Origin of the sequence: Sporomusa termitida (genome assembly GCF_007641255.1) — a bacterium.
Classification (GTDB): domain Bacteria; phylum Bacillota; class Negativicutes; order Sporomusales; family Sporomusaceae; genus Sporomusa; species Sporomusa termitida.
The window spans coordinates 1,418,580-1,439,339 of record NZ_CP036259.1 but is presented as its reverse complement, the minus strand read 5'-3'; the positions used below and the strand labels follow the sequence as shown (position 1 = coordinate 1,439,339).

The 20,760-nt window shown below is 50.3% G+C and carries 22 protein-coding genes; 7 read left to right on the top strand and 15 right to left on the bottom strand.

Annotated elements, in window-relative coordinates:
- Positions 1-142: 142 nt before the first annotated feature.
- Positions 143-1,042, top strand: coding sequence for an RluA family pseudouridine synthase (locus SPTER_RS06270; RefSeq protein ID WP_144349539.1), 900 nt, complete (start codon positions 143-145; stop codon positions 1,040-1,042).
- Between the two features lie 104 nt (positions 1,043-1,146).
- Here SPTER_RS06270 and uraA read toward each other — a convergent pair whose 3' ends face one another.
- The 9 genes from uraA to SPTER_RS25600 form a co-directional block, all read right to left on the bottom strand.
- Positions 1,147-2,457, bottom strand: coding sequence for a uracil permease (gene uraA, locus SPTER_RS06265; protein ID WP_144349538.1), 1,311 nt, complete (start codon positions 2,455-2,457; stop codon positions 1,147-1,149).
- A 202-nt stretch (positions 2,458-2,659) separates the two neighbouring features.
- On the bottom strand, positions 2,660-4,039 hold the full coding sequence (gene bioA / locus SPTER_RS06260; RefSeq protein ID WP_144349537.1) for an adenosylmethionine--8-amino-7-oxononanoate transaminase: 1,380 nt from the start codon (positions 4,037-4,039) through the stop codon (positions 2,660-2,662).
- Positions 4,014-4,778, bottom strand: coding sequence for a dethiobiotin synthase (bioD, locus tag SPTER_RS06255; protein ID WP_144349536.1), 765 nt, complete (start codon positions 4,776-4,778; stop codon positions 4,014-4,016). Before bioD ends, bioA begins: the two co-directional genes overlap by 26 nt.
- Before the next feature lies 1 nt (position 4,779).
- Positions 4,780-5,952, bottom strand: coding sequence for an 8-amino-7-oxononanoate synthase (bioF, locus tag SPTER_RS06250; RefSeq protein ID WP_144349535.1), 1,173 nt, complete (start codon positions 5,950-5,952; stop codon positions 4,780-4,782).
- Entirely contained in the window at positions 5,936-6,715 is a 780-nt protein-coding gene (locus SPTER_RS06245; RefSeq protein ID WP_144349534.1) for a 6-carboxyhexanoate--CoA ligase, read from the bottom strand. Before SPTER_RS06245 ends, bioF begins: the two co-directional genes overlap by 17 nt.
- The gene (locus SPTER_RS06240) at positions 6,699-7,196 is read right to left on the bottom strand and encodes a hypothetical protein (RefSeq protein WP_144349533.1); all 498 of its coding nucleotides are present in this window, start codon (positions 7,194-7,196) and stop codon (positions 6,699-6,701) included. The genes SPTER_RS06245 and SPTER_RS06240 overlap by 17 nt, the downstream gene beginning before the upstream one ends.
- Positions 7,197-7,798: 602 nt before the next feature.
- Positions 7,799-8,236: an NUDIX domain-containing protein gene (locus SPTER_RS06235; protein WP_144349532.1), complete on the bottom strand. Its 438-nt coding sequence runs from the start codon at positions 8,234-8,236 to the stop codon at positions 7,799-7,801.
- A gap of 56 nt (positions 8,237-8,292) precedes the next feature.
- Positions 8,293-9,039: a DUF169 domain-containing protein gene (locus tag SPTER_RS06230; protein WP_246105504.1), complete on the bottom strand. Its 747-nt coding sequence runs from the start codon at positions 9,037-9,039 to the stop codon at positions 8,293-8,295.
- 182 nt (positions 9,040-9,221) lie between these two features.
- A complete protein-coding gene (locus SPTER_RS25600; RefSeq protein ID WP_281289502.1) occupies positions 9,222-9,344 on the bottom strand; it encodes a hypothetical protein in 123 nt (40 codons plus the stop codon).
- An 833-nt stretch (positions 9,345-10,177) separates the two neighbouring features.
- On the opposite strand from SPTER_RS25600, the gene SPTER_RS06225 reads away from it, so the two are divergent.
- A complete protein-coding gene (locus SPTER_RS06225) occupies positions 10,178-11,344 on the top strand; it encodes a glycerate kinase (protein ID WP_144352777.1) in 1,167 nt (388 codons plus the stop codon).
- Between the two features lie 439 nt (positions 11,345-11,783).
- Here the strand turns inward: SPTER_RS06225 and SPTER_RS06220 are convergent, their stop codons facing one another.
- Positions 11,784-12,101, bottom strand: a complete 318-nt coding sequence (locus SPTER_RS06220) for a hypothetical protein (RefSeq protein ID WP_144349531.1) — start codon at positions 12,099-12,101, stop codon at positions 11,784-11,786.
- Positions 12,102-12,225: 124 nt separating this feature from the next.
- A complete protein-coding gene (locus SPTER_RS24610; RefSeq protein WP_170233178.1) occupies positions 12,226-12,384 on the bottom strand; it encodes a hypothetical protein in 159 nt (52 codons plus the stop codon).
- A gap of 668 nt (positions 12,385-13,052) precedes the next feature.
- Between SPTER_RS24610 and SPTER_RS24605 the strand changes: the two genes are divergently transcribed.
- The gene (locus tag SPTER_RS24605) at positions 13,053-13,229 is read left to right on the top strand and encodes a hypothetical protein (protein WP_170233177.1); all 177 of its coding nucleotides are present in this window, start codon (positions 13,053-13,055) and stop codon (positions 13,227-13,229) included.
- Positions 13,230-13,346: 117 nt separating this feature from the next.
- On the opposite strand, the gene SPTER_RS06215 is transcribed toward SPTER_RS24605, so the two are convergent.
- The gene (locus SPTER_RS06215) at positions 13,347-13,673 is read right to left on the bottom strand and encodes a YnfA family protein (protein WP_144349530.1); all 327 of its coding nucleotides are present in this window, start codon (positions 13,671-13,673) and stop codon (positions 13,347-13,349) included.
- A gap of 46 nt (positions 13,674-13,719) precedes the next feature.
- Positions 13,720-13,932 (bottom strand): hypothetical protein, encoded by a 213-nt coding sequence (locus tag SPTER_RS24600; protein ID WP_170233176.1) that lies wholly within the window; start codon positions 13,930-13,932, stop codon positions 13,720-13,722.
- Positions 13,933-14,021: 89 nt separating this feature from the next.
- Between SPTER_RS24600 and SPTER_RS06210 the strand changes: the two genes are divergently transcribed.
- From SPTER_RS06210 to SPTER_RS06200, 3 genes are all read left to right on the top strand, one after another.
- Entirely contained in the window at positions 14,022-14,864 is an 843-nt protein-coding gene (locus tag SPTER_RS06210; protein WP_144349529.1) for a prohibitin family protein, read from the top strand.
- A gap of 581 nt (positions 14,865-15,445) precedes the next feature.
- On the top strand, positions 15,446-16,003 hold the full coding sequence (locus SPTER_RS06205; RefSeq protein WP_144349528.1) for a hypothetical protein: 558 nt from the start codon (positions 15,446-15,448) through the stop codon (positions 16,001-16,003).
- Between the two features lie 320 nt (positions 16,004-16,323).
- Positions 16,324-16,830 carry a nitroreductase family protein gene (locus SPTER_RS06200; RefSeq protein WP_144349527.1) on the top strand — a complete coding sequence of 169 codons (507 nt, stop codon included), beginning with the start codon at positions 16,324-16,326 and terminating at the stop codon, positions 16,828-16,830.
- Positions 16,831-16,938: 108 nt separating this feature from the next.
- Here the strand turns inward: SPTER_RS06200 and SPTER_RS06195 are convergent, their stop codons facing one another.
- Positions 16,939-17,955 carry a DUF3231 family protein gene (locus SPTER_RS06195; protein WP_144349526.1) on the bottom strand — a complete coding sequence of 339 codons (1,017 nt, stop codon included), beginning with the start codon at positions 17,953-17,955 and terminating at the stop codon, positions 16,939-16,941.
- 190 nt (positions 17,956-18,145) lie between these two features.
- On the opposite strand from SPTER_RS06195, the gene SPTER_RS06190 reads away from it, so the two are divergent.
- Entirely contained in the window at positions 18,146-19,705 is a 1,560-nt protein-coding gene (locus tag SPTER_RS06190) for an IS1182 family transposase (RefSeq protein ID WP_144349525.1), read from the top strand.
- A gap of 95 nt (positions 19,706-19,800) precedes the next feature.
- Here the strand turns inward: SPTER_RS06190 and SPTER_RS06185 are convergent, their stop codons facing one another.
- Entirely contained in the window at positions 19,801-20,748 is a 948-nt protein-coding gene (locus tag SPTER_RS06185) for a Bug family tripartite tricarboxylate transporter substrate binding protein (RefSeq protein WP_144352776.1), read from the bottom strand.
- Between the last annotated feature and the right edge of the window lie 12 nt (positions 20,749-20,760).

Genomic DNA, 20,760 nt, shown 5'->3' with positions numbered 1-20,760 from the left:
TTACTTTTTTCCTTTATATTAAGTTTAGCAAGAAAATCCACCTTTTGAAAGCACTCCCCGGAATTTAGCTGCTATAGCAGGCAATTCAGCCACGCCGTTCAAGACTTCAGTTTACACTCACATCAGGAAAGAAGGCAGCTCCATGAAATCATTTCAGACCCATAAAATCACGCCAGACCATAACGGCATCACTATCGAAAACTACCTGAAACAAGTCTTGCATTATTCGGGGCGAAAGCTTCAAAAATTAACCCGGCAAAAAGGCATTTACCTAAACGGCAAAGCGGCTTTCCTGCAAAAGCCGCTGAAACCGCAGGACACCTTGCGGGTTCTGGTTATCGAAGACTTAGCTTATGGCGTTCAGCCTGAACCGGGAAATATTGAAATCCTGTATGAGGACGACTACATGCTGGTCTTGAACAAACCCCCTCATCAGCTTGTACATCCGGCCGGCCGGACGACCAGCGGTACCTTGGCCAACTATTTAGCGTATCATCTAGCCGGCCGCGGCATAGTCAGCACAATTCGCCCTGTCCACCGCCTGGACCGGGACACATCAGGCTGCGTCATCTGCGCCAAGGACGCCCGCAGCCAGTTCCTGCTTGAACAACAGCTACAGGCCCGGGTATTAAAACGCAGCTATTGGGCCTTAATTACAGGCCGCGTTGAGCCTCCGGCCGGCATAATCAACGCGCCTCTCGGCCCCCACCCAAGTTTAGCCAATCGCCGGGCCGTCAGCCAAACCGGGGAACCGGCCGTGACTCATTACCGGACAATCCGTTGTTTTACCGGCACCGCTTTACTGGCATTAATGCTGGATACCGGACGAACCCATCAAATCCGGGTCCATATGGCCCACCTCGGGCACCCCGTTATTGGCGACCGCATGTACGGGGCCCGCTCGCCGGTTATGCCCAGGCAAGCCCTGCATGCCGCTTCGGTCACCTTCGAGCGGCTGGGAGATAATCAGCAAATTACCGTTAATGCCCCGCTGCCTGCCGATTTTACCCACGCCCTTCAAGCTTTTGCCAACAGCAACTAAGTCTAAAAAACCGCGCAGAGGTGTCTGTAGATACATATTCTGCTAATGCAAACAGTGCCGCTTGCCCAGCGGCACTGTTTTAATTTATAAAATTATATCTTTTATCAGGGTTTGGCTTTCTGCGCCGCGGTCTCAGCAACAGCCTCATTTTTGTCGTTCAGGAGCCCCAGCTTGTCAAACAGTTCAAAGGCCAGGCTAACCAGCACTGCAACCACGGTCCCCAGCGCCATACCTTTCAGTTCAACAGCGCCCAGCGTAACGGCGGCGCCGCTTAGCCCCAGAACAAGCACTACCGAGGTCAGAATCAGGTTTTTCGCCTGGGTATAATCAACTTTTTTCTCAACCAGCATCCGGATACCGGCCGCCGCGATTACACCGAACAACAACAGGCATACCCCTCCCATAACCGGCACCGGGATGCTGCGAATCAGGGCAGCCAGCTTGCCGACAAAAGACAGGCCAATCGCAAAGACAGCAGCGCCGCCGATAACCCACACACTATAGACTCGCGTAATTGCCATGACCCCAATGTTTTCACCATAGGTAGTATTGGGTGTCGCCCCGACAAACCCTGACAGAACATTGGACACCCCGTCGGCAAACAAGGACCGGTGAAGACCGGGCTGTTTGATCAGATCCCGCTCAACAATATTCCCGGTAACAACAAGGTGGCTGATATGTTCGGCCAGTACCACCAGCATCGCCGGCAGGATAATAATGATCGCCTGGAGATTGAATTCAGGCGTGTAGAGGGTGGGAACCTCAAACCAGGGCGCGTTCACAATGCTGTTAAGGTCAACAATACCCAGAATAAGTGACAAACCATAGCCTGCCAGTACCCCGATCAACACCGGGATTACCGCAAAAAAGCCGCGAAACAGCACCGACCCCAGAATCGTAACGGCTAGAGTGAAGACGGAGACAATAACAGCCTTATCGGCAGGGATATTCAATTGCTGCATTAAATCGCCGGTCAGCCCGGCCATCCCGGCCGCAGTTGGCGCCAGTTCCAGACCAATCGTGGCCACAATGGCCCCCATGGCGGCAGGCGGGAAGACGACGTCTATCCATTTGACGCCTACTTTTTTCACAAGCAAAGCCATCAGCATAAAAAAGATACCAAACATAATAAAGCCGCTTTGGGCCGCCGCATAGCTATACTGGGACATAATCAGAAACACCGGTGAAATGAAAGCAAAGCTGGAACCAAGATAAGCAGGAATCCGCCCCTTGCACACAAACAGATAAATCAGGGTGCCGATACCATTCATAAGCAGCGAGGTAGCAGGGTTAACCTTGAATAAAAACGGAACCAGGACAGTGGCGCCAAACATGGCAAATAAGTGCTGTAAGCTCAGGGGAATAGACTGGAGCAGGGGAAGCTTGTCTTCAACCTGAATAATGCGTCTGGACATTGAAATTCCTCCTTTTTATACCCCGGTACACAATACAAAAGCCTCTCGCATAGGCGAGAGGCTGTAAAGTCCGCATAAAGAGACTGTCATTGCGTACCTTGCCGGCCTCTCTGGACCGTCTTAAAGGTTCATTTATTCCAGTATAGTAAACGCTGCCAACTTTGTCAATTGTTTATCCAAAATTCCCTGCTTAGCCGGTTCCCTATAAATCAGTTGGCTGAAGGCCATCATCAGCCCAGTCGGCGGCAGTAACCTCAGTGACAGAGCGTTTGATAATAGCCAGCATCGTATTAATCTCAGCCACCGTGCTCGCCAGCGGTGGCATAAAAACAACAACATCGCCGATTGGCCGGATGATGAGCCCATACTTGCGCGCCTGCCGGCACACACTGGCGCCTGCGGCCTGTTCCCAGGAGTAAGGAACCTTTTTGCTTTTATCCAGCATGAGCTCAATGCCGACGATCAGGCCGCACTGGCGTACTTGTCCCACATGGGCCAGGACTGCCATTTCGGCCAGCCGGTCTGCAATAGCAGCGATCTTAGGACCAAGCCCTTCAATCACCTTTTCTTCCCGGAATATCCTCAGATTAGCCAGCGCCGCGGCACAGGCCAGAGGATTGCCGGTATAGGAGTGGCCATGATAAAAGGTCTTCTTAGCAGCATAATCACCTAAAAAAGCATTATAGACTTCGTCGGTAGTCAGCGTTGCTGCCAGGGGCATATAGCCACCGGTGATGCCTTTGGACAATGCCATCAGGTCCGGCGCTACGGCTTCCTGCTCACAGGCAAACATTGTGCCTGTGCGGCCAAAGCCTGTCGCCACTTCATCAGCAATAAGCAAAACATCATATTTCCGGGTAATTTCACGCACTTTAGCCAGATAGCCCGGCGGCGACATCAGCATGCCGGCGGCCGCCTGGACCAGGGGTTCAATAATCAGGCCGGCCACCTCCTCATGCTGTTCTGCCAGGACCTGCTCTAATACGGCTGCGCACTTTAGCCCGCACTCAGCCGGGTCGGCAGCCAGCCGGCAGTGATAACAGGACGGAGCCGGTATATGGACCGGCGTAAACAATAGCGGCTTGAATACCCGGTGAAACAAATCAATGCCGCCAACGCTGACTGTACCCACAGTGTCGCCATGATAAGCCTGTTCCAGCGAAATAAACTTTTGCTTGTCCGGCTTCCCCTGGTGCCGCCAGTACTGAAATGCCATTTTCAGGGCCACTTCCACCGCGGTTGAACCATCATCCGAGTAAAATACCCTATTCAAACCGGCCGGCGTAATACCGACCAGCTGTCCGGCCAATTCGTAAGCCGGCAGATTGGCTAACCCCAGCATTGTCGTATGCGCCACCTGACCAAGCTGCCTGACTATGGCCTCATCAATCGCGGCCTTGCGATGGCCGTGAATGTTGACCCAGAGTGACGATACACCATCAAAAAACTCATTGCCTTCAGTATCAATAAGCTTGATGCCGTTGGCAGCGGCAATCATGGTTTGCGGCCCTGATATCCAATCCTGCATCTGCGTAAAGGGATGCCAGACATATTGTTTATCTTGCCGTGTTGCCGTCTGCAGAGCAACCCCCTCCTGTCATCAATTTTATGAAATGATCAATCGGCAGATGCTTTTCTGCCAGTACTGCAAGCCGGGCCATTGCCGTCTGATCGGAAATAACCCCCGGCACCGCAGGAAATTTGCCCAATACCGGCAAGCCGGTCAGGCGTTCAATATACTCCAGATTGCTGCGTTCCCGCACCGTAACCCTTTCTTCCGGCCAGCGGTTGATAATAATGCCGGCCAGCTGTATGCCCCGCTGGCTGGCGTATTTGGCAGTCAGCACGGTATGGTTAATTGTTCCCAGGCCGGGTCTGGTAACAAGGAGCCCCGGCAGCCCGAGGGCCAGCATCATATCGGCAACCAGATAGTCCTGCCAGAGCGGCGCGGTAATCCCACCCACCCCTTCAATCAGGGTTACTGCCGAGCAGGCAAGCATTGCCCGGGAAATGCCGATAAGCTGAGCAACATCAATCGTCACCCCACTCTCAACTGCCGCTACCGCCGGGGTCAGCGCCGGGGCCAGACAAACAGGATTGACTTGCTGGCGCCGTGCTTCCCCCATACCGGCCGCCAGCATCAAAAAAGTGGCATCTGCCGACACCAGCCGGCCGCTACTGTCGGCGGTACCGCCTGATGCCACCGGTTTGACAACGCCGACAGTAATGCCGCGTGCTTTTATCGCCGCGGCAATAGCACCGGTGATAAATGTTTTCCCCGTATCCGTATCTGTTGCCGTAATAAATAAACCTGTTTGCATTTTATTCCCGCCGCTTCCCGCACAGGGTAAGCGTCCGCCTGATAGCGTGTACGGCAGCCGTCAGCTCCTCCCGCGTGTGAGCCGCGGTTACCGTCAGCCGCAGGCGGCTGGTGCCGGCCGGTACTGTCGGCGGCCTGATAGCAGTAATTATTAGGCCTTGTTGCTGTAGTTCAGAGGTTATCCGGACAGCAATGCCGCTATCGCCCACGATAACCGGGATTATCGGTGTTATGCCCGCAGGCACCGGTATCTTTGCCGCCTGCAGCAGGGTGCGGGCATGCAGCACATTATCGGTTAACTTCGCCACCAGTTCCGGTCTGGCTGACAGCTCCCGCAGCGCTGCCAGGGCCGCCGCTATCGTCGCGGGCGCTAATGCTGTTGAAAAAATAAAGCTGCGGGCTTTATTTTTCAGGTAATCAATCAAGTCCCCGCTGCCTGTGACAAAACCGCCTTCCGCCCCCAGGGCCTTGCTCAGAGTGCCGATCTGGACATGGACTTTATCAGCCACGCCGCAATAAGCCGCCGTCCCCCGGCCGCCCGGGCCAAGCACGCCGGTTGCATGGGCATCATCAACAACAATAAGGGCCTTGTACCTGGCCGCGATTTGAACGATTGACCCCAGTGGTGCTATATCGCCATCCATACTGAAAACGCCATCGGTAATGATCAGCCGCTTACCGGCGCAGGCTGTCATTTGCAGCAGATACGCCAAATGTTCCATATCTGCATGCCGGTATATAACGACCCGGGCCCTGGCTAACCGGCACCCGTCAATCAAACTGGCATGATTAAGCGCGTCACTGAAAATAACATCAGCCGGACCGGCCAGCGCACTGATAATGCCGGTATTGGCCATATAACCGGAGTTAAACACCAAGGCCGCCTCCGCCCCCTTAAATGCCGCCAGCTCCTGTTCTAACTGTTCATACAGCGGGAACGTCCCGGTGGTCAGCCTGGCACCGCCTGCCCCTGTACCATACAGCCTGATCGCATCAACAGCGGCCTGCCGCACTGCCGGATCATGCGTTAATCCCAGGTAGTTGTTAGAGGCCAGCAGCAGGCAGGTCTGGCCGTTAAGCTGTACATGGGCAGCACTAACCGGTTTGTAGACTACCGTCTGACGATATAAACGCGCTGCTTTTACCTGCTCTAAATAATCAGCCAGGAATTGCATTGGCTCCCTCCTCCTCCGGCACCCTGATAAATACAGGCTGAAACCTCAGGTAGTTGATAAGCTCAGCCATATCGGTATTCTTCTTAACAAAAAGAATCCGGCCCCCGCTGTCACTGCCATAGGGCTTTAGCCGGGTAAACCGGGTATACCCGGCTGGTGTAGCGACATAGCCCGCCATATATTCGGGGTCATCTGACCAGCACAGTTCAGCTACTATCCCCGGTGCCGCCATAACCTTGGTGGCCAGAATAAGAGCTTCCCTGATATGGACATTGGTATACCCCTGTCTCTCCAGCCACCGCCAATACGCCGGTTGATCCGCACTATCCATCCGTGATACGCGAATACCGCGTTCGCCGCTTGTATCCAGCCTGACACCGGTACAGGCAGCGGCAATGATGGCCCCCCGCCTATTATTCGTATCCTGCAATACCTGGAGGCCCGCCGCCGCTGCTGCCGGCGTAACCCCGGCCTTAATTAATGCAGCTAGGGCCAACGCCCGGCCAGCCTTCACATCGGCGGCCGCCACTGAAATAACAGGCAGGCAGCTTACTGTCCGGATATCGCCGGCAGGAACCGCTTCCACAATAAGGTTTGTAAAGTCGGCCGTTCCCCGGCTATGGGACAAGGCCCGCTCCAGCATGGCCGCTGCTGTCGCCGTCAGTAATTCTCGCTCTACCAGCCGTTCAGCTCCCGCAATATGTTTTCCGCCCCGTTCATGCGGCCCCCCTTGCGCGGCCCGCATCCTAACGCTGTACAGCATAACGTCTAACCTTTCCTTTCTGGTCTCTCACCCGGCTAAGCAGGGCTGTCAGAGGCCATGCCAGCAGGGCTGTGTACAGCATTCCCGGCACAGCTGCCAGCATGAGCGGAATCGCCGCTTTGCCAATCATTCCACTCAGCGCCAGCCTGGCAACCGCGGAAGCGGCCGGACCGGCCAGCACCAGTATCGGCCATGACCGTCCCCCTAGTGCTACAATTAAGCCAACAGTAACCCGGAATACCATCGCGACAAACACATTGAATAAAGACTGAGTGCCAAGAATCAGGCCGGCTGTGCTTGACACCATCCCGGCCGCCATGTATTTGCTAAACCCAAACACCGCACAAATCCCCACCGCCAGCGGGGCTGACAACTGAAATTCGGTTCCCGGCATCAGCCCCGGCAACTTAAACATCCCGGTGATTGTGATAAAAGCAGCCAGCAGGCTGACTTCAGTTATCCAGACAACCTTTTTCTGCATCTTAGCCCCCCTCTTTGTCCCACTATTCCCTACCGGCCTGCTCCATACCGCTTATCAGCCGCCATCGTTAACCAAAATATAAAATTCGGTTAACCAATTTACTATTTGTCAACCATGAAAATAAAATTGGTTAACATTGAAATTATACAATGACTGTAACCATTCTGTAAATATTAACTTTTTTTTGATAAATTCCCCTATAAAACAGCAGCAATTTGGGCCAATCGTCAGGCGTAAATAAAATTCCGTATACAGTTTGCCCTAAGGGGGTCGGTCCAGCTGCCGGCCCCAATTCTTTCCAGTTCAGCTGCCAAGACCGGCTTCACGCCAATGACGGCAGCAAAATCCAGCCCCCAGTATTCCCGCGCATATGGGCAGGCCTGTCCTCAGATCTGCTCCAGCCTCATAATCTCCCCGCCTGTTATCTGTTAGAAAAACTCGGCTTATGCCAAGTCCCTTTAGGCCGCCGGCAGAAGCCGCCTGTGCCCTTTAGGGTAAAGATTTTTCTTATCCCTTAGACATGGCCCCGAATTTTTATAAATTCCGGCATACACTCCCACCACCTACGCTAACACTTAGCGGTGGCGGCTGCTAACGCCGCTTTAAATCCGGTGAAGTACCGGCAGGGGATATACTCTGCCTTGCTGAAACTCACGGACAATCAGCCTTATTCGCCTGGCATTTCTAAATTCCGCATCAGCCATGGCTTCAATATCGGCAACCGCTAACCAGTGACAATCCAGGATTTCATCAGCCTGTGGCCGGGGAGTATCACCGGCTTTGGCCTGGGCATAAAAAACAAAATTAATATAATGATTATCACTGGCCCCCTCAAAGACCCCCAGAAAGCCGGCGGGCTCGACAGCAAAGCCAACCTCTTCCTGCACCTCCCGTTTAGCGCCGGCAATGATATCCTCCCCCAGCTCCAGATGCCCGCCAGGCAAATTATATTGCCCGTAGGCCTGGGGCTTTTTTTCCTGCACAAACAGAATCTTACCGTTACGTTCAATGAGCGTACTGACATGCACAACAAACTCCATCTAACTACACCTGCAATTCTCAAGTCTCCTGCAGCTACGGCATCCTGCCGTTATAACTATTTAGCTTCAGGGATACGTTCAGCGACTTTGTGCCAGGCCGGCTTATCCAGAAAGCTGCCTGGTACATTGTTTTCCATTTCCTGATACATTACCCAGGGTACACTAAAAGCTAATAAATCGGCGTCGATTACCGGGCGCGCCGATATGTCCGTCATCCCGACAACGGCCTTAGGATATTCCTGACCTGCTTCATGCCAGGGGAGCAAACAGGTACTCTGGCAGCCGGCACCAAAAGGGATAACAACATTGGTATGGCCGGGGCGCCCGTAATTAGCCAGAACAACCAGCGCCGAAAGCTGGTCCGGATTCGCATAAAACACAATAACCCGCGGTTCCTCCCGCTGTGGCTCGACAGCAGACAGTGGTTTAAAAACAACGAATTGTTCAGGGATATCAGTAATTGGCAGGGATTCAACAAAACTCTTGGCCAGTTCAGGTGTTTTTTTGTACGCCTCCCCCTCGCGGTAGCCCTCTTTTCCGGTGGAAAGAAAGTGCTCAAAGCCGCCGGGAAATTGCGGATACATATTGCCAAAGCCCAAGCCTACCCCGCCGCCCAAACAGCCGAAGCTGCTGCGGCTAAAGACGGCCTGGCGGCCCTTAGCGGCTGCTGTTAACAGAGCAGCGACACAACCCCAGCGCCCGGCCGCAAACTCGAGCGCCGCCGCTGGCTTCGCATTGGCAAATAAAACCGCAATCGGTGAGTACCTTAGTTTTAAACGGTTCGCAATTTCACTTTCCATCATCGGCCTCCTATTTATTTGAATATTCAATATACATATTGGCTATCTACCCCCATTATCCTGCCAATTATTTCATTTTTAGTGAATTCATCACGCTGAACAATATCCAGGCCACCGGAAAAACTACAAGCCGCCTACCCAAAGGTAGACGGCCATGGTGTTACCCACTAAGCGCTTATTACTTATTAACAGGTTGGGCTGCAATCATTGTCAAATGAACAAAATAACAGGATAATAATAATTATTATGATGATCCAACTGCTGCCGCCACGGCCGCCGCCGCCACCGCCACCAAATCCGAATCCCATAGATATACCTCCTTTATTATGTAGTAGGATGAGATATTGTATAGTATGAATCATTGCGGTATTTTGCCACTGGTCATATTTCTTATCACCGCAAATCGGAAAAACCGGCTGCCGCCGAAAAAAGCCGTCTGCCTTCAGGCAGACGGCTTTTGACACAACTAACTAACTAACTATGCGGGCGGTACTTACAGATTAGTTGTGTTTAACGCAGATAAAACACTTAACTTATCAGCAGGTTGGACTGCAATCGTCCTCAAAGCAGCAGAACAGCAGGATAATGATAATGATAATAATAATCCAGCTGCCACCACCGCGGCCACCACAACCGCCACCAAATCCAAATCCCATAGGTAGACCTCCTTTACTGTATAGTAGGGGGAGATATTGTATAGTATGATGTAGTAAGAGATTTTGCTACCTGGGCCTTTTTATTAATTAGCGCGATCTTATTGGCACCGTCCCGGACAAAAAAACCCTCTGCAACAGCAAAGGGCTTACATGAAAATGCATGCTTCAAAAGGAGAGGAGAAAGCGGCATTTGCTTTCTTGACTAAATACTACCTTAATTACTAGAGTTTGTCAATATTAATTATTTATAAATAATTAATATTTAACGGTTATTTTTACCTGCTTCCGGAAATACTTGTAAAGTAACATTACTCTCTCCTTTGCAATCCCCGGCGAGTATCTAGCCCGGGGATATTTCTTTTCCAGCCTGTTGTGACGGATCAGCCGACCTAAATCACCCTTTTACCTGTAGACAATTGAAAAAAACGGCCGTAATGAGTACAATTAGTGTAGGTTATCCAGAAGCCAAAGAAGGACGTGGTAAAGTGCATATCGTTGTAGCGCCGGACTCGTATAAAGGCAGCCTGACGGCGGTTGCCGTGGCTGCAGCCATGGAGCAGGGAATTCTCACTGTTTACCCCCGGGCCAAAGTAACTAAAGTACCGATTGCCGACGGCGGCGAAGGAACAGTGGCGGCCTTAGTCACAGCCACGGCCGGACAAATCATCAGGCAATATGTAACAGGTCCATTGGGCGACAGTACCGAAGCCTGCTGGGGAATATTGGGTGATGGCACAACGGCCGTGATCGAAATGGCGGCCGCTTCAGGCCTGACTCTGCTAACCAAAGATAAACGCGATCCCCGGACCGCAACTACCTATGGCACCGGCCAGCTTGTCAAAGCTGCCCTTGACCGGGGTATCCGCAAGCTTATTATCGGCATTGGCGGCAGTGCTACCAATGATGGCGGGGCCGGCATGGCCCAGGCCTTGGGCGTCAAATTCCTTGACAGCGGCGGCAACCTGCTGCTGCCCGGCGGCGCCGCCCTGGCCGGACTGGCGAGTATTGACCTGGCCGGTATCGACCCGCGCTTAACAGAAGCGGCCATCCTGGTGGCCTGCGATGTCGACAACCCGCTCTGCGGGCCGCAGGGAGCAGCGGCGGTCTATGGTCCCCAGAAAGGCGCCACACCGGAAATGGTCCTTGAATTGGACCAGGCGCTTCAACAATTTGCTGCTGTTGCCCAAACGGCAACCGGCAAAGATGTGGCCCGGCTGCCTGGTGCCGGCGCCGCCGGCGGGTTAGGGGCCGGCCTGCTCTTCTTTACGAATGCGGAACTAAAACCAGGGGTCGAGATTGTCCTCAACGCTACCAGGTTTGCTGATATTGTGCAACAGGCCGATTTTGTAATTACCGGCGAGGGTTCTACCGATTTCCAGACAGCCTGCGGCAAGGCGCCGGTAGGTGTGGCTAAAGTTGCCCGCCAGTATAACATTCCTTCAATATGTCTTTCCGGAAGCCTGGGCCAGGGGGCCGAGCAAGTACTCGAACAGGGGATTACCGGACTGATGAGCATCGTTCCCCGCCCCATGCCCCTTAGTGAATGCATGGCTTCAGCCGAGGAGCTGATCCGGGCGGCAACGGCCAGAGTATGCCGGCTGGTCGACCTTGGCATTAAGCTTGGCAGCAGCGCCAAAGCGGGCAGTAAATAAACGTTTGGCACCGGGATAACGCCTGCAGCAGCCCCGCCGGCAGGCCAAAAGCCGCTCTTGGTCAACAAGAGCGGCTGCATCAAGTATTCTCAAATTGTCAACAGGAGCCTGTCCCTAACGCCGGCTCACTATACCAGCATTAGGACCAAGTACATGATACTGGCAAACACAGCGATACTTCCTTTTACCGGCCAGGAATTTTTCTCCGGTCTTTTACCATCAACTGGCATTTTCATTCCCTCCTAAAATATATTTTTTATAGTAATTGCCATTAATTATTAAATAACTAATATTATTATACCATTATTTTCTTACCATTGCATTAAAAATTTTCTATTATTATCCATTTTTACTGCCAATACCAGCTTCACCCCCAAAAATTCAAAAACGAAATCAGCCCCTGGCGTTGGCCAGAGGCTGATTTATGTACAAAATTAAGCTACCTGCGGCCCATCCTCATTATGTCGTGTATCGCTCTCTTATGACGTTCAATCTCTTTTTTTTGCCGGTCATGCCATTTCCGCTGCGATTCAAAAGGACGCCGCTTCATCTCTTTTTCGTGCCGCTTATTTTCTTCGTGCAGCCGGCGCTCTTTTTCTTTTTCCCTTTCCCGGTCTTGCCGGTGATGATCGTTGCGCTGCTCATAACGCGGCGGTTCAGGGTGTCTGGTTTTCGCTTCGGCCGCCGAAGCAAATAACCCTAATTGCAGAAGCCCTACCATTGAATAAATAACTAGTTTTTTGGCGGTACTCTTCATTATATCTCCACTTCCTTTGCCTTTATCTGGTATCAATGATATCAGCTGACTTAATAATAACCCAGTATTTTTAGAATAAATTTAGAAATTATGGATTGTTTTGTCATCACCTAAACTATTTTAATTAAAATACGGAAGTGCAGGTATCCTCAAACCAGCGAAAGATCAGGATAACAACAATGATGATAATAATCCCCCAGCCGTTACCGTGCCGGCACTTGCCGCCACAATTGCAGCAATTGCCTGGAAAGGCCCCCTTACAGTTGTTAAAGAGGAACGCCATATAACCATCCCCTTACTTATTGCTGAGTTATATATATACTATGCTGCCCCGGGGAGAAAATCAACCTTTTTAGCAAGACAAAAAAGCCCCCGCCACAGCGAGGACTCTGACTAGCGACCGAGCAACGGAGCTCCACCCAGCCTTTAAAGCCTTCCACAACCTTATCGGCCCCCCACACTCCGTTGCAACAATATTATTATACTATACTTTGAGGATAAAAAACAGCTTTCTATTGCTCGGGGAAGACTTTTTTCTTCCCGGCGCTGCTGCCGGCCAAATAAAATTCCCGCCTTTACCCGCAAGCTCCTATCACCTGCGCAAAACTGTAGGCACAATAGGATATTACGCCAATAACCACTGTCATGTATAGTTTCTCAATAACCATATCCATCACGTCACACTCCCGGTTCCGATTGCTTTTATTGCAATGTATGCACCACCGGCTGTGACGGTTAGTGAAATTTTGCGGCCGGTAATTCTGCGCCGCGGTTGCCGCTGCCCGCTTGTAACTGCAATCGTTATCATCGCCAGCAATAAATTATCACGATAATTGGCAAACTAGCTTAGGAGGTGGTTAATAATGTCCTGTCACAAGCATTCGCGCCGTCATCGCTGCGACATGGGAGGCTCCTCATTATTAAAAGTCATGGCTGTGGGCGCCCTGATGTATGTCGGCTTCAGAACCATGCATCGCTGGCACCATGACCGCGACTAACCTCTTTAATCAACCCCGGGCGCATTGCCCGGGGGTTGATTTGCCTGTATTATCCGGTTGTCGGCAGGACCTGATAAATAATCACTTTAGAAAAACCTGGCTGCCGGTAGAAGCCGCCTGTGACCTTTAGGGTAAAGATTTTTCTTATCCCTTAGATAATAGCAGCAAATTTTTATAAATTCTGCCGGGGTAAAAAAAGCCTCCTGCCGGCAGGCTTTACTGCGGCCATAGTAAGTTCGGCCGGGAGTTATCGCGGCCAGTACATAATCACCAATACCCCGACTAAGGAAATAAAGCCGCCAATAATATCAAATTTATCCGGCGCAACCTTATCTATACCCCAGCCCCACAAAATGGACAGGACTATAAACACGCCGCCATACGCCGCATAAACCCGGCCAAAGCTGGCTGGCTGGAGTGTGGGAATCACGCCATACATAACAAGTATGATCGCCCCCGCAATTGCGTAAGTAATCCCTTTTCCCTCCCGCAGCCACAGCCAAACCAGATAACCACCCCCGATTTCAAACAAACCGGCAAGAATAAAATAGCCCATGGATTTTAATACTTCCATAACTGCCTCCCATTGAGAATCTCTTTTATTTAAACTAATTATACCATTAAAAAACATATTGCCTGGCAAATTCCGGATCAGTAACAATGGCTTGAAGCCCCTCTGTCAGCTTAATCTTTTCCTTAACCGGCCCACCGCAGCGGTCCTGGCCCGACCTGGACGCCGGGGCTTCCGGAAAACCTGCCCCAGATGCAGGCAGCATAGCATTCCGACGCAGCTTTAGGGTATAGCAAGCAGTGTTTGCTATAAATTTTTGCATAAAACAAGCAGAACTTTTTGCATATTCTGTATAATGCTGCTATAATCTGAAGTACAGTAAAATTACTGATTTATTAAGGAGGCTGACTAATGGACAAGGATAATGTATTAAAAATGAATCTCAGGCCTAGCGAAAAAATGACTAGAGTATTAATTCCTATTGCTGCTGTAGGGATTATTCTGCTTTTTTTGGCTTTTAACTCCATCGTTATTGTCCAAGCCGGTACCCGTGGAATCGTACTCCAGCTAGGTGCAGTGCAACCGCTGGTCTTGAATGAAGGACTTCATTTTAAAATTCCGTTCATTCAAAAAGTTATCCCCATTGACGTGCGGGTTGGCAAAGCCCAGTCCGATCAGACTGCGGCTTCCCGGGACCTGCAAATTGTTACCACCACAATTGCGGTAAACTTTCACCTGGTGCCGGACGAAGTCAATAAGCTGTATCAAAATGTTGGTTTAGCCTATGATGACCGCATCGTCGCCCCGGCCATTGGCGAAGCCGTTAAAGCGGTTACTGCCCAATATACGGCGGAAGAACTGATTTCCAAACGTTCAGAGGTTAGCTCTAAGGTCAAGGAAACCCTGGCCTCTAAACTGTCAACCTACTATATGGCGCTTGACGAAATCAACATTACCGAGTTCAAGTTTAGTACAGAATACAATAACGCCATTGAGCAAAAACAAATCGCTGAGCAAAACGCCTTAAAAGCGAAACTTGACCTGCAGCGGATCGAAGTTGAGTCCCAGCAAACAATTGAACGGGCTAAAGCGGAGGCTGAATCCCTGCGTCTGCAAAAACAAGAGGTTACCCAGGAACTGATTGACTTAAGACGAATTGAAACGCAAATGCGAGCCATTGAGAAATGGGACGGTAAACTACCTTCTGTAACAGGTGGCGTGACCCCGTTCATTGATGCCAATTCAGTGAAATAGCTCTGCCTGCATTAAACAGTTCTAACCCCCTGCTTTTACAGGGGGTTAGTTTCGGTCTCCGTCCTTTCAGGAAAAATCCCTGCCGGCCGGCTGAACTGTACTTGCAATTCCCCGCAAACAGGCTATAATTAGAAATAGGTGGAAATTAAAAATCGCCGTGACCTGAAAGTGTCACCACCACTTCCAGGCCCGCGCAGGTGAACCAAGGCACCTACACGTAACAGCCAAGCTGTCCACGACGACATTTCTATTATACACTGGCGTTCGCCTGGAAGACAAGCCGGGAGAACAGGTATAAAAGACGTTGCCGCCGGCGCCGGGCTGTGAGTGCGATTGGACGCAGCAGCGCATTCAGCCTCTCCTCACCAGCCAATTGTCGGCCGCAGGGCCAACACTGACTAACTTGTTGGCCAGGCCGCTATGTCCGGCCTTATTGGGATGGAGGATGTAACAGACATCAAAGCCAAGCGCATGTGTAGGGTAAAAACCTCGCATGCGTTTTTTGATTTCCCCCTGTAAAAAGCTGGCGGCAGTGCTGCCCTGCAGCACTCTGCCCCAGCCTCAGTATGGGGGGTATACATGTGTTTGATAAAAACGGAACCCAACTCCGGCCAGCGGTCTACGCGTCCAGATCCAGACGGCGGTCGCTCTGCCGGCCGGGCCGCCGGCGCCCGGCGCCGGGCTTGGGGCGCCAGCAGCCCGGGGCCGGACAAGAGGATTGGCTAATGCTAACCAGGACGTTAACCCAGGCTTTTGACCAGTACATTTTTACCAGAGTCGATCATATCCTCAACCGGGCCGGCACCAACGATGCCGGCTACAGTAAAACGGCCCGGGAAGTCAGCGCCGCCCTGGACCGGCTGCTGGTGCTGGCCCGGGCCCTGAAGGCCGAGCAGCCGGAAATGACCGGTTTGGTCATGGATTTCGAGGCTTGGGCGGCGCTGGAGTCCGGGCAGGCGGCGGAAATTGCCTACAGGCAGGGGTTAAAGGACAGCAGCCAGGTCCGCCAGGAGCTTATGACCTTCCTGCAGCAGCAAGACTCAAGGGGACGGTTCGAAACTGCTGAAAAAGTGCCACTCGTCCTCGAATACATACTATATATAGTTGTCCAATATAATTTCATTCTCAATATATTGTAGGAAATCGGTTTTAATATTGACTTTTTCAGTGGTTACGGACGGTTCTCTTGAGTCACTTTTTCCTTATCCAGCATTACTAGTCTTGAGAAGCCCCGGTATATCTCTGAACACAACCTTGGCCATTGTGACACCGGCCATCGCGACTACTATAATTTTGACTGATGCTGCCCCAACCACGCGGGGCTTTAACCGCCCCTTCGGACTGGACTGCAGCCGTTACTCCGTGCGCAGCGCAATGAAGACTCAAGACCGAAAAGCTTACCTTTTCTCAGCCTAAAGTATGTTCATCTGTAAAATAAACCAGTAAAGGAGTGCTACTTATGAATTTATACGAGGGAATACAAACCAGGCGGAGTATTCGGCAGTATGAGAACCGGCCAGTAGAAAAAGAAATTATTGCGAAGTTATTAAAAGCGGGCATGCAGGCACCATCCGCAGCCAATCAACAACCCTGGGAGTTTATTGTGGTTGAAGATAAAGAAACTCTGATAAAATTAGCCAATGCACATATGTATGCTACCCCTATGAAAAACGCACCGCTGGGAATTATCGTGTTATTAAATGCAAAGTACTTAATAGCTGATAAATACTGGCAGCAGGATTTGTCAGCAGCCACAGAAAATATCCTGCTGGCGGCAGTAGAACTTGGATTAGGAGCTGTATGGCTGGGGCTTGCACCGGCAGCAGAGCGAATGTCCTATATCCGGGAATTGTTTAAACTCCCCCCGGGCGTAGAAGCATTTTCCATGCTGGCCATTGGCTATTCCCCTGCTAACAAGTTTGTCGATCGGTTTGATTCATCTAGAATCCACTATGAAAAATATTAATACCTACAGACGTCCTCAGGCCCATAGCAAGTGTCAAGTCCGGTTGGCGCCAGCTAACGCAGGAGACGGTTCGTTTATTAACCACCAGCTGTACACGCCCCCCTTTGCCTACCGGCTTTTACCGCTCATAGCCAGTTCCCTATGACTCACAACTTGCGGGGGCGCTTCCATCCATCCGTTCTTGATTGCAATATTTATCCCATCTTCTCCATATTGAATAATTTCCGCGGCCATACGCATATAATCAGCGGCGATGTCCGTTCTGGTGCTCTGTCCTACAGCAACCCCAATATCAGCTAGGTTAAACTGGTTTAGCAAGATGATGTGATTCATCATGAGTTTATCGGAAAAAGGTGGTATGGTAGAACTGGTGAGCATAGAGTCCGGGCTTGACGGTATCGGAACGTCCTCATCACTCAAAAAGGAGCTTAGCCCTTTAATCTGCTTTGCCCCAATTTCCACTCCCCGGAGGAAGAACTTCCTTAATTCCGTGTCACGGGCGACCTGGCTAAACCCGGAAATTAATGCTTTACCTAAGAGATTCTCTTGAATAGACAGAAAAATATGCATGAGGCTCACGACATGGAGCGGACGCTGTCCACCAATTATGTGACCGATATAACTAGGCTTTTCCACAAAATTGGGCGTTTGCGGTATACTGACAATAGGTGATCGTATTAGTATCCCTTTTGTTAGTGCAACCTGCTTCGCGTCTTCGAGTAATTTTGCACAAGCAGCAATCGCTTCCTGGAACAGGTTCCTTACATCTGGGCGATCGGCTAGAAAAAGAAATAGGGCCGACATTTGCAAGGCATATTTAGCTCTTGATAAAGCATGGTAGAGCGCAAAAGTATCCGAATACAGACGGGGGGCTTCTATATTTACGTCTTTGTCGCTGAAGCCAACCGGAATGGCCACATTACTACTACTGAAAATAGCGGCTATGTCGCGGGAACGCTTCTCCGAGACGGTTAGCGCTTGTTGCAGGATCGTCCGTATCTGCTGGTCTTCCGCTTTGGCAAGCAAATATTTCTTCACACACACCACCAGGGTATCACTCATATACATGTTCCATAAATTACTAATCTCGGCAGAAGTCAACGGCAATTTATTTGCTGTCGGCATTGTACAATAACCTCCTAGATTTGTAGAATAGTTATATCATGCCCACCAGAAGTATAAAAGATGCCGGACGCTATTCTCCTCGCCACGACTCAAGGGACGTGACTCAAGGGGACGGTTCGAAAGCACTGAAAAAGTCAATAAAGCAAGCGCCCCTGAATTATGGTAAAATATAACGGTAGATATTTGCGTAATGGAGGGGCTTGCCTTGCTAAAAAATGTGCCGCACCAATTAAGTATATATAGCGTGCTCTATGATAAAATTCCCAGTAATCATATTCTGAAGATTATCGCTGGTAATGTGGATTTTAGCTTCATTAACGAGTTGCTGAAGGATTCGTACTGCCAGCATCTGGGGCGGCCGGCCAAAGAACCGGAAATGCTGGCCAAGATCCTCATTTTGCAATATCTATATAACTTATCCGATGTCAAAGTCATAGAAGAAGCCCGATTAAACTTAGCCTATATGTGGTTTTTGGGACTCAATCCCGAAGAGGATCTGCCGGACGCCAGCCTGCTGGCCAAGTTTAGGAAACATAGACTAAAAGAAACCAGTGTGGATGATATGATTCAGGAAGTGGTTCGCCAGTGTGTGGAAAAAGGCATAATTAAAGGAACCGGACTAAGCATTGACGCCACGCATACCCAGGCCAATACTAAAAAAAAAGTGCCGGAAAGAATCATGAAGCATCTGGGAAGAAGAATCATAAGGGCCATTGAGAAAGAAAACGGGGTAATCCCCGCCGAGCTCATTAGCGAAGTTCCCGACTATAAGCTCATAGAAGACCACAACGAAGCGAAGCAGAAAATGAAGTCCTATGTGGAAGAACTGATCGGGAAAACCGAAAGCCATGTCGATTTGTCTATCCTGCCCAACAGCCAACAAGCGGTTAACGAAGCCAAAGAAATCCTGGAAGATCCGAAATTTATGGTCCAAAAAGGAGTCCGATCGCTGGTAGACAAAGAGGCGCGCGTAGGCTACAAATCAAAAACAGACAGCTTTTACGGCTATAAAGTAGAATTTGCCATGCTCCCGGAAACAAGGATCATTACGGCGGTAACAGTGGAAAGCGGCGCCTATGTGGACGGCAGCCAATTTGAGGAATTGTATCAGCGAAGTAAAGCCTGCGGCTTACCCATCCAAGAGGTGTATGGAGATAAGGCCTATTTTCGCAAACCGATCTTAGATACCTTACAAACCGAGGCGGTAGAAGCCATCATTCCCGTAAACGCCTGTGTCTACAAGCTAGACGAAAGCCGGTTTAGTTACAACAAAGACAGCGACCAGTGGTTTTGCGAAATGGGCAATCATACCGAGAAGAAAGTGCGCCAAAAATACAAGAACAAAAATGACGTGTACCGCTATCATTTTGTGAAATCGCACTGTGTGCAGTGTCCGCAACGGCTGACCTGTGCTGGCAAGAATACGAAGAAAAAAGTACTGCGCGTCAGTGAACACTGCGCGCAATATTACGAACATAGTCAGCTTGCCAAGAGCGATCAGTTCAAGCTAAAGTACAAAAAGCGAGCCTGCCATGAGTGGAAGAACGGGGAAATGAAACGTTTCCATGGATTAGACCGTGCACGGGGGTATGGTCTAAAAAGCATGTCCCTGCAAGCCAAACTGACGGCCTTAGCCGTAAATTTGAAAAGGATAGCAGCCCTGATATCCTTTTGCGGCCATGCGTTTATGCAACAAATTGTCAATTTTGCAGCCTATTGCCGATTGACTCCGATTTTTACCCAAGGTTAGTTAAAAAAAACAGGCTTATATCAGTGGTTTCGAACCGTCCCCCTTGAGTCATTCAGTGGTTTCGAACCGTCCCCGTGAGTCATTCAATGACGATATTATTTTTTCTGGGTTTTAATCTGCTCTAATATACCGCTTTCTTGCAATGTTTTCTGCAGCTTTTGGCTATCAGCAAGCCATTTGGCTACTGACTCTTGTGGTCCTAAATATTCGACCTGATTTCCGACCCTCTCCATATTTTCTTTAAATTCAGGGTCATTGATAATAGCCTTAAACCCTTCTGCCAGCTTATTTTTTATCGCAACCGGCGTTTCTTTCGGGACCGCGATTCCTTGCCAGTTGTCTATAGTGATATTAAGACCTTGTTCTTTTAAAGTTGGCACATGGGCAAATACTGGGTCAGCCATACGGCGTTCACCCGTTACGGCCAGGATTCTTACCGTGCCGTTTTTTACATGCTCTTTGATGGATACGGGATTAATAAATATAAGCTGAACATGACCACCTAATAACGCGGGTATTGTCTCACCCCCGCCGGAAAAAGGAACTTGCTCAATGTTAATTCCGGCCTCACGATTAAGCATCTCGCATAGAACATGCCCAAATGAACCTGTGCCTACATTGCCAAATTTTATTTTCCCTGGGTGCTTTTTCTCATATTCAACCAGCTCGTTCAGGGTTTGATATGGTTGACCAGACTGAACTGCCAGCAGCATCGGCAGTGCTGTGACTTGGGCAATTGGGCTTAATGCTGTTACGTAATTGTATTTACCGGTGTCGTATAGTGACAATAATAGCATATCAATCGCAGTTGCTCCCATGGTGTAGCCATCAGTCGGCGCGGCCACTGTTTCATTCCAGCCAATGGCGCCGGCGCTCCCGGGCTTATTAATAATGACCAATGGTTGTCCCAAATGCTGAATAGCAAATTTTTCTAATGAACGTATCGTCAGATCCAGACCACCGCCAGGACTGTATGGAACGATTACAGTAATAGGCCTCTCGGGATATTTTTCAGTTTTCACAGGTATTGCCACCTTTTCCACCTCGCTACAACC

Excerpts from the sequence above, each read along its gene's own strand:
- SPTER_RS24610 (WP_170233178.1), bottom strand. The coding sequence starts at position 12,384 with ATGGCGTTCCTCTTTAACAACTGTAAGGGGGCCTTTCCAGGCAATTGC.
- SPTER_RS06220 (WP_144349531.1), bottom strand. The coding sequence starts at position 12,101 with ATGAAGAGTACCGCCAAAAAACTAGTTATTTATTCAATGGTAGGGCTT.
- SPTER_RS06240 (WP_144349533.1), bottom strand. The coding sequence starts at position 7,196 with ATGCAGAAAAAGGTTGTCTGGATAACTGAAGTCAGCCTGCTGGCTGCT.
- SPTER_RS06245 (WP_144349534.1), bottom strand. The coding sequence starts at position 6,715 with ATGCTGTACAGCGTTAGGATGCGGGCCGCGCAAGGGGGGCCGCATGAA.
- SPTER_RS06215 (WP_144349530.1), bottom strand. The coding sequence starts at position 13,673 with ATGGAAGTATTAAAATCCATGGGCTATTTTATTCTTGCCGGTTTGTTT.
- SPTER_RS06195 (WP_144349526.1), bottom strand. The coding sequence starts at position 17,955 with ATGCCGACAGCAAATAAATTGCCGTTGACTTCTGCCGAGATTAGTAAT.
- SPTER_RS06270 (WP_144349539.1), top strand. The coding sequence starts at position 143 with ATGAAATCATTTCAGACCCATAAAATCACGCCAGACCATAACGGCATC.
- SPTER_RS06235 (WP_144349532.1), bottom strand. The coding sequence starts at position 8,236 with ATGGAGTTTGTTGTGCATGTCAGTACGCTCATTGAACGTAACGGTAAG.
- SPTER_RS06190 (WP_144349525.1), top strand. The coding sequence starts at position 18,146 with ATGGAGGGGCTTGCCTTGCTAAAAAATGTGCCGCACCAATTAAGTATA.
- uraA (WP_144349538.1), bottom strand. The coding sequence starts at position 2,457 with ATGTCCAGACGCATTATTCAGGTTGAAGACAAGCTTCCCCTGCTCCAG.
- SPTER_RS06200 (WP_144349527.1), top strand. The coding sequence starts at position 16,324 with ATGAATTTATACGAGGGAATACAAACCAGGCGGAGTATTCGGCAGTAT.
- SPTER_RS24605 (WP_170233177.1), top strand. The coding sequence starts at position 13,053 with ATGTCGGCTTCAGAACCATGCATCGCTGGCACCATGACCGCGACTAAC.
- SPTER_RS25600 (WP_281289502.1), bottom strand. The coding sequence starts at position 9,344 with ATGGGATTCGGATTTGGTGGCGGTGGCGGCGGCGGCCGTGGCGGCAGC.
- bioF (WP_144349535.1), bottom strand. The coding sequence starts at position 5,952 with ATGCAATTCCTGGCTGATTATTTAGAGCAGGTAAAAGCAGCGCGTTTA.
- SPTER_RS06230 (WP_246105504.1), bottom strand. The coding sequence starts at position 9,039 with ATGATGGAAAGTGAAATTGCGAACCGTTTAAAACTAAGGTACTCACCG.
- SPTER_RS24600 (WP_170233176.1), bottom strand. The coding sequence starts at position 13,932 with ATGCAAAAATTTATAGCAAACACTGCTTGCTATACCCTAAAGCTGCGT.
- SPTER_RS06210 (WP_144349529.1), top strand. The coding sequence starts at position 14,022 with ATGGACAAGGATAATGTATTAAAAATGAATCTCAGGCCTAGCGAAAAA.
- bioD (WP_144349536.1), bottom strand. The coding sequence starts at position 4,778 with ATGCAAACAGGTTTATTTATTACGGCAACAGATACGGATACGGGGAAA.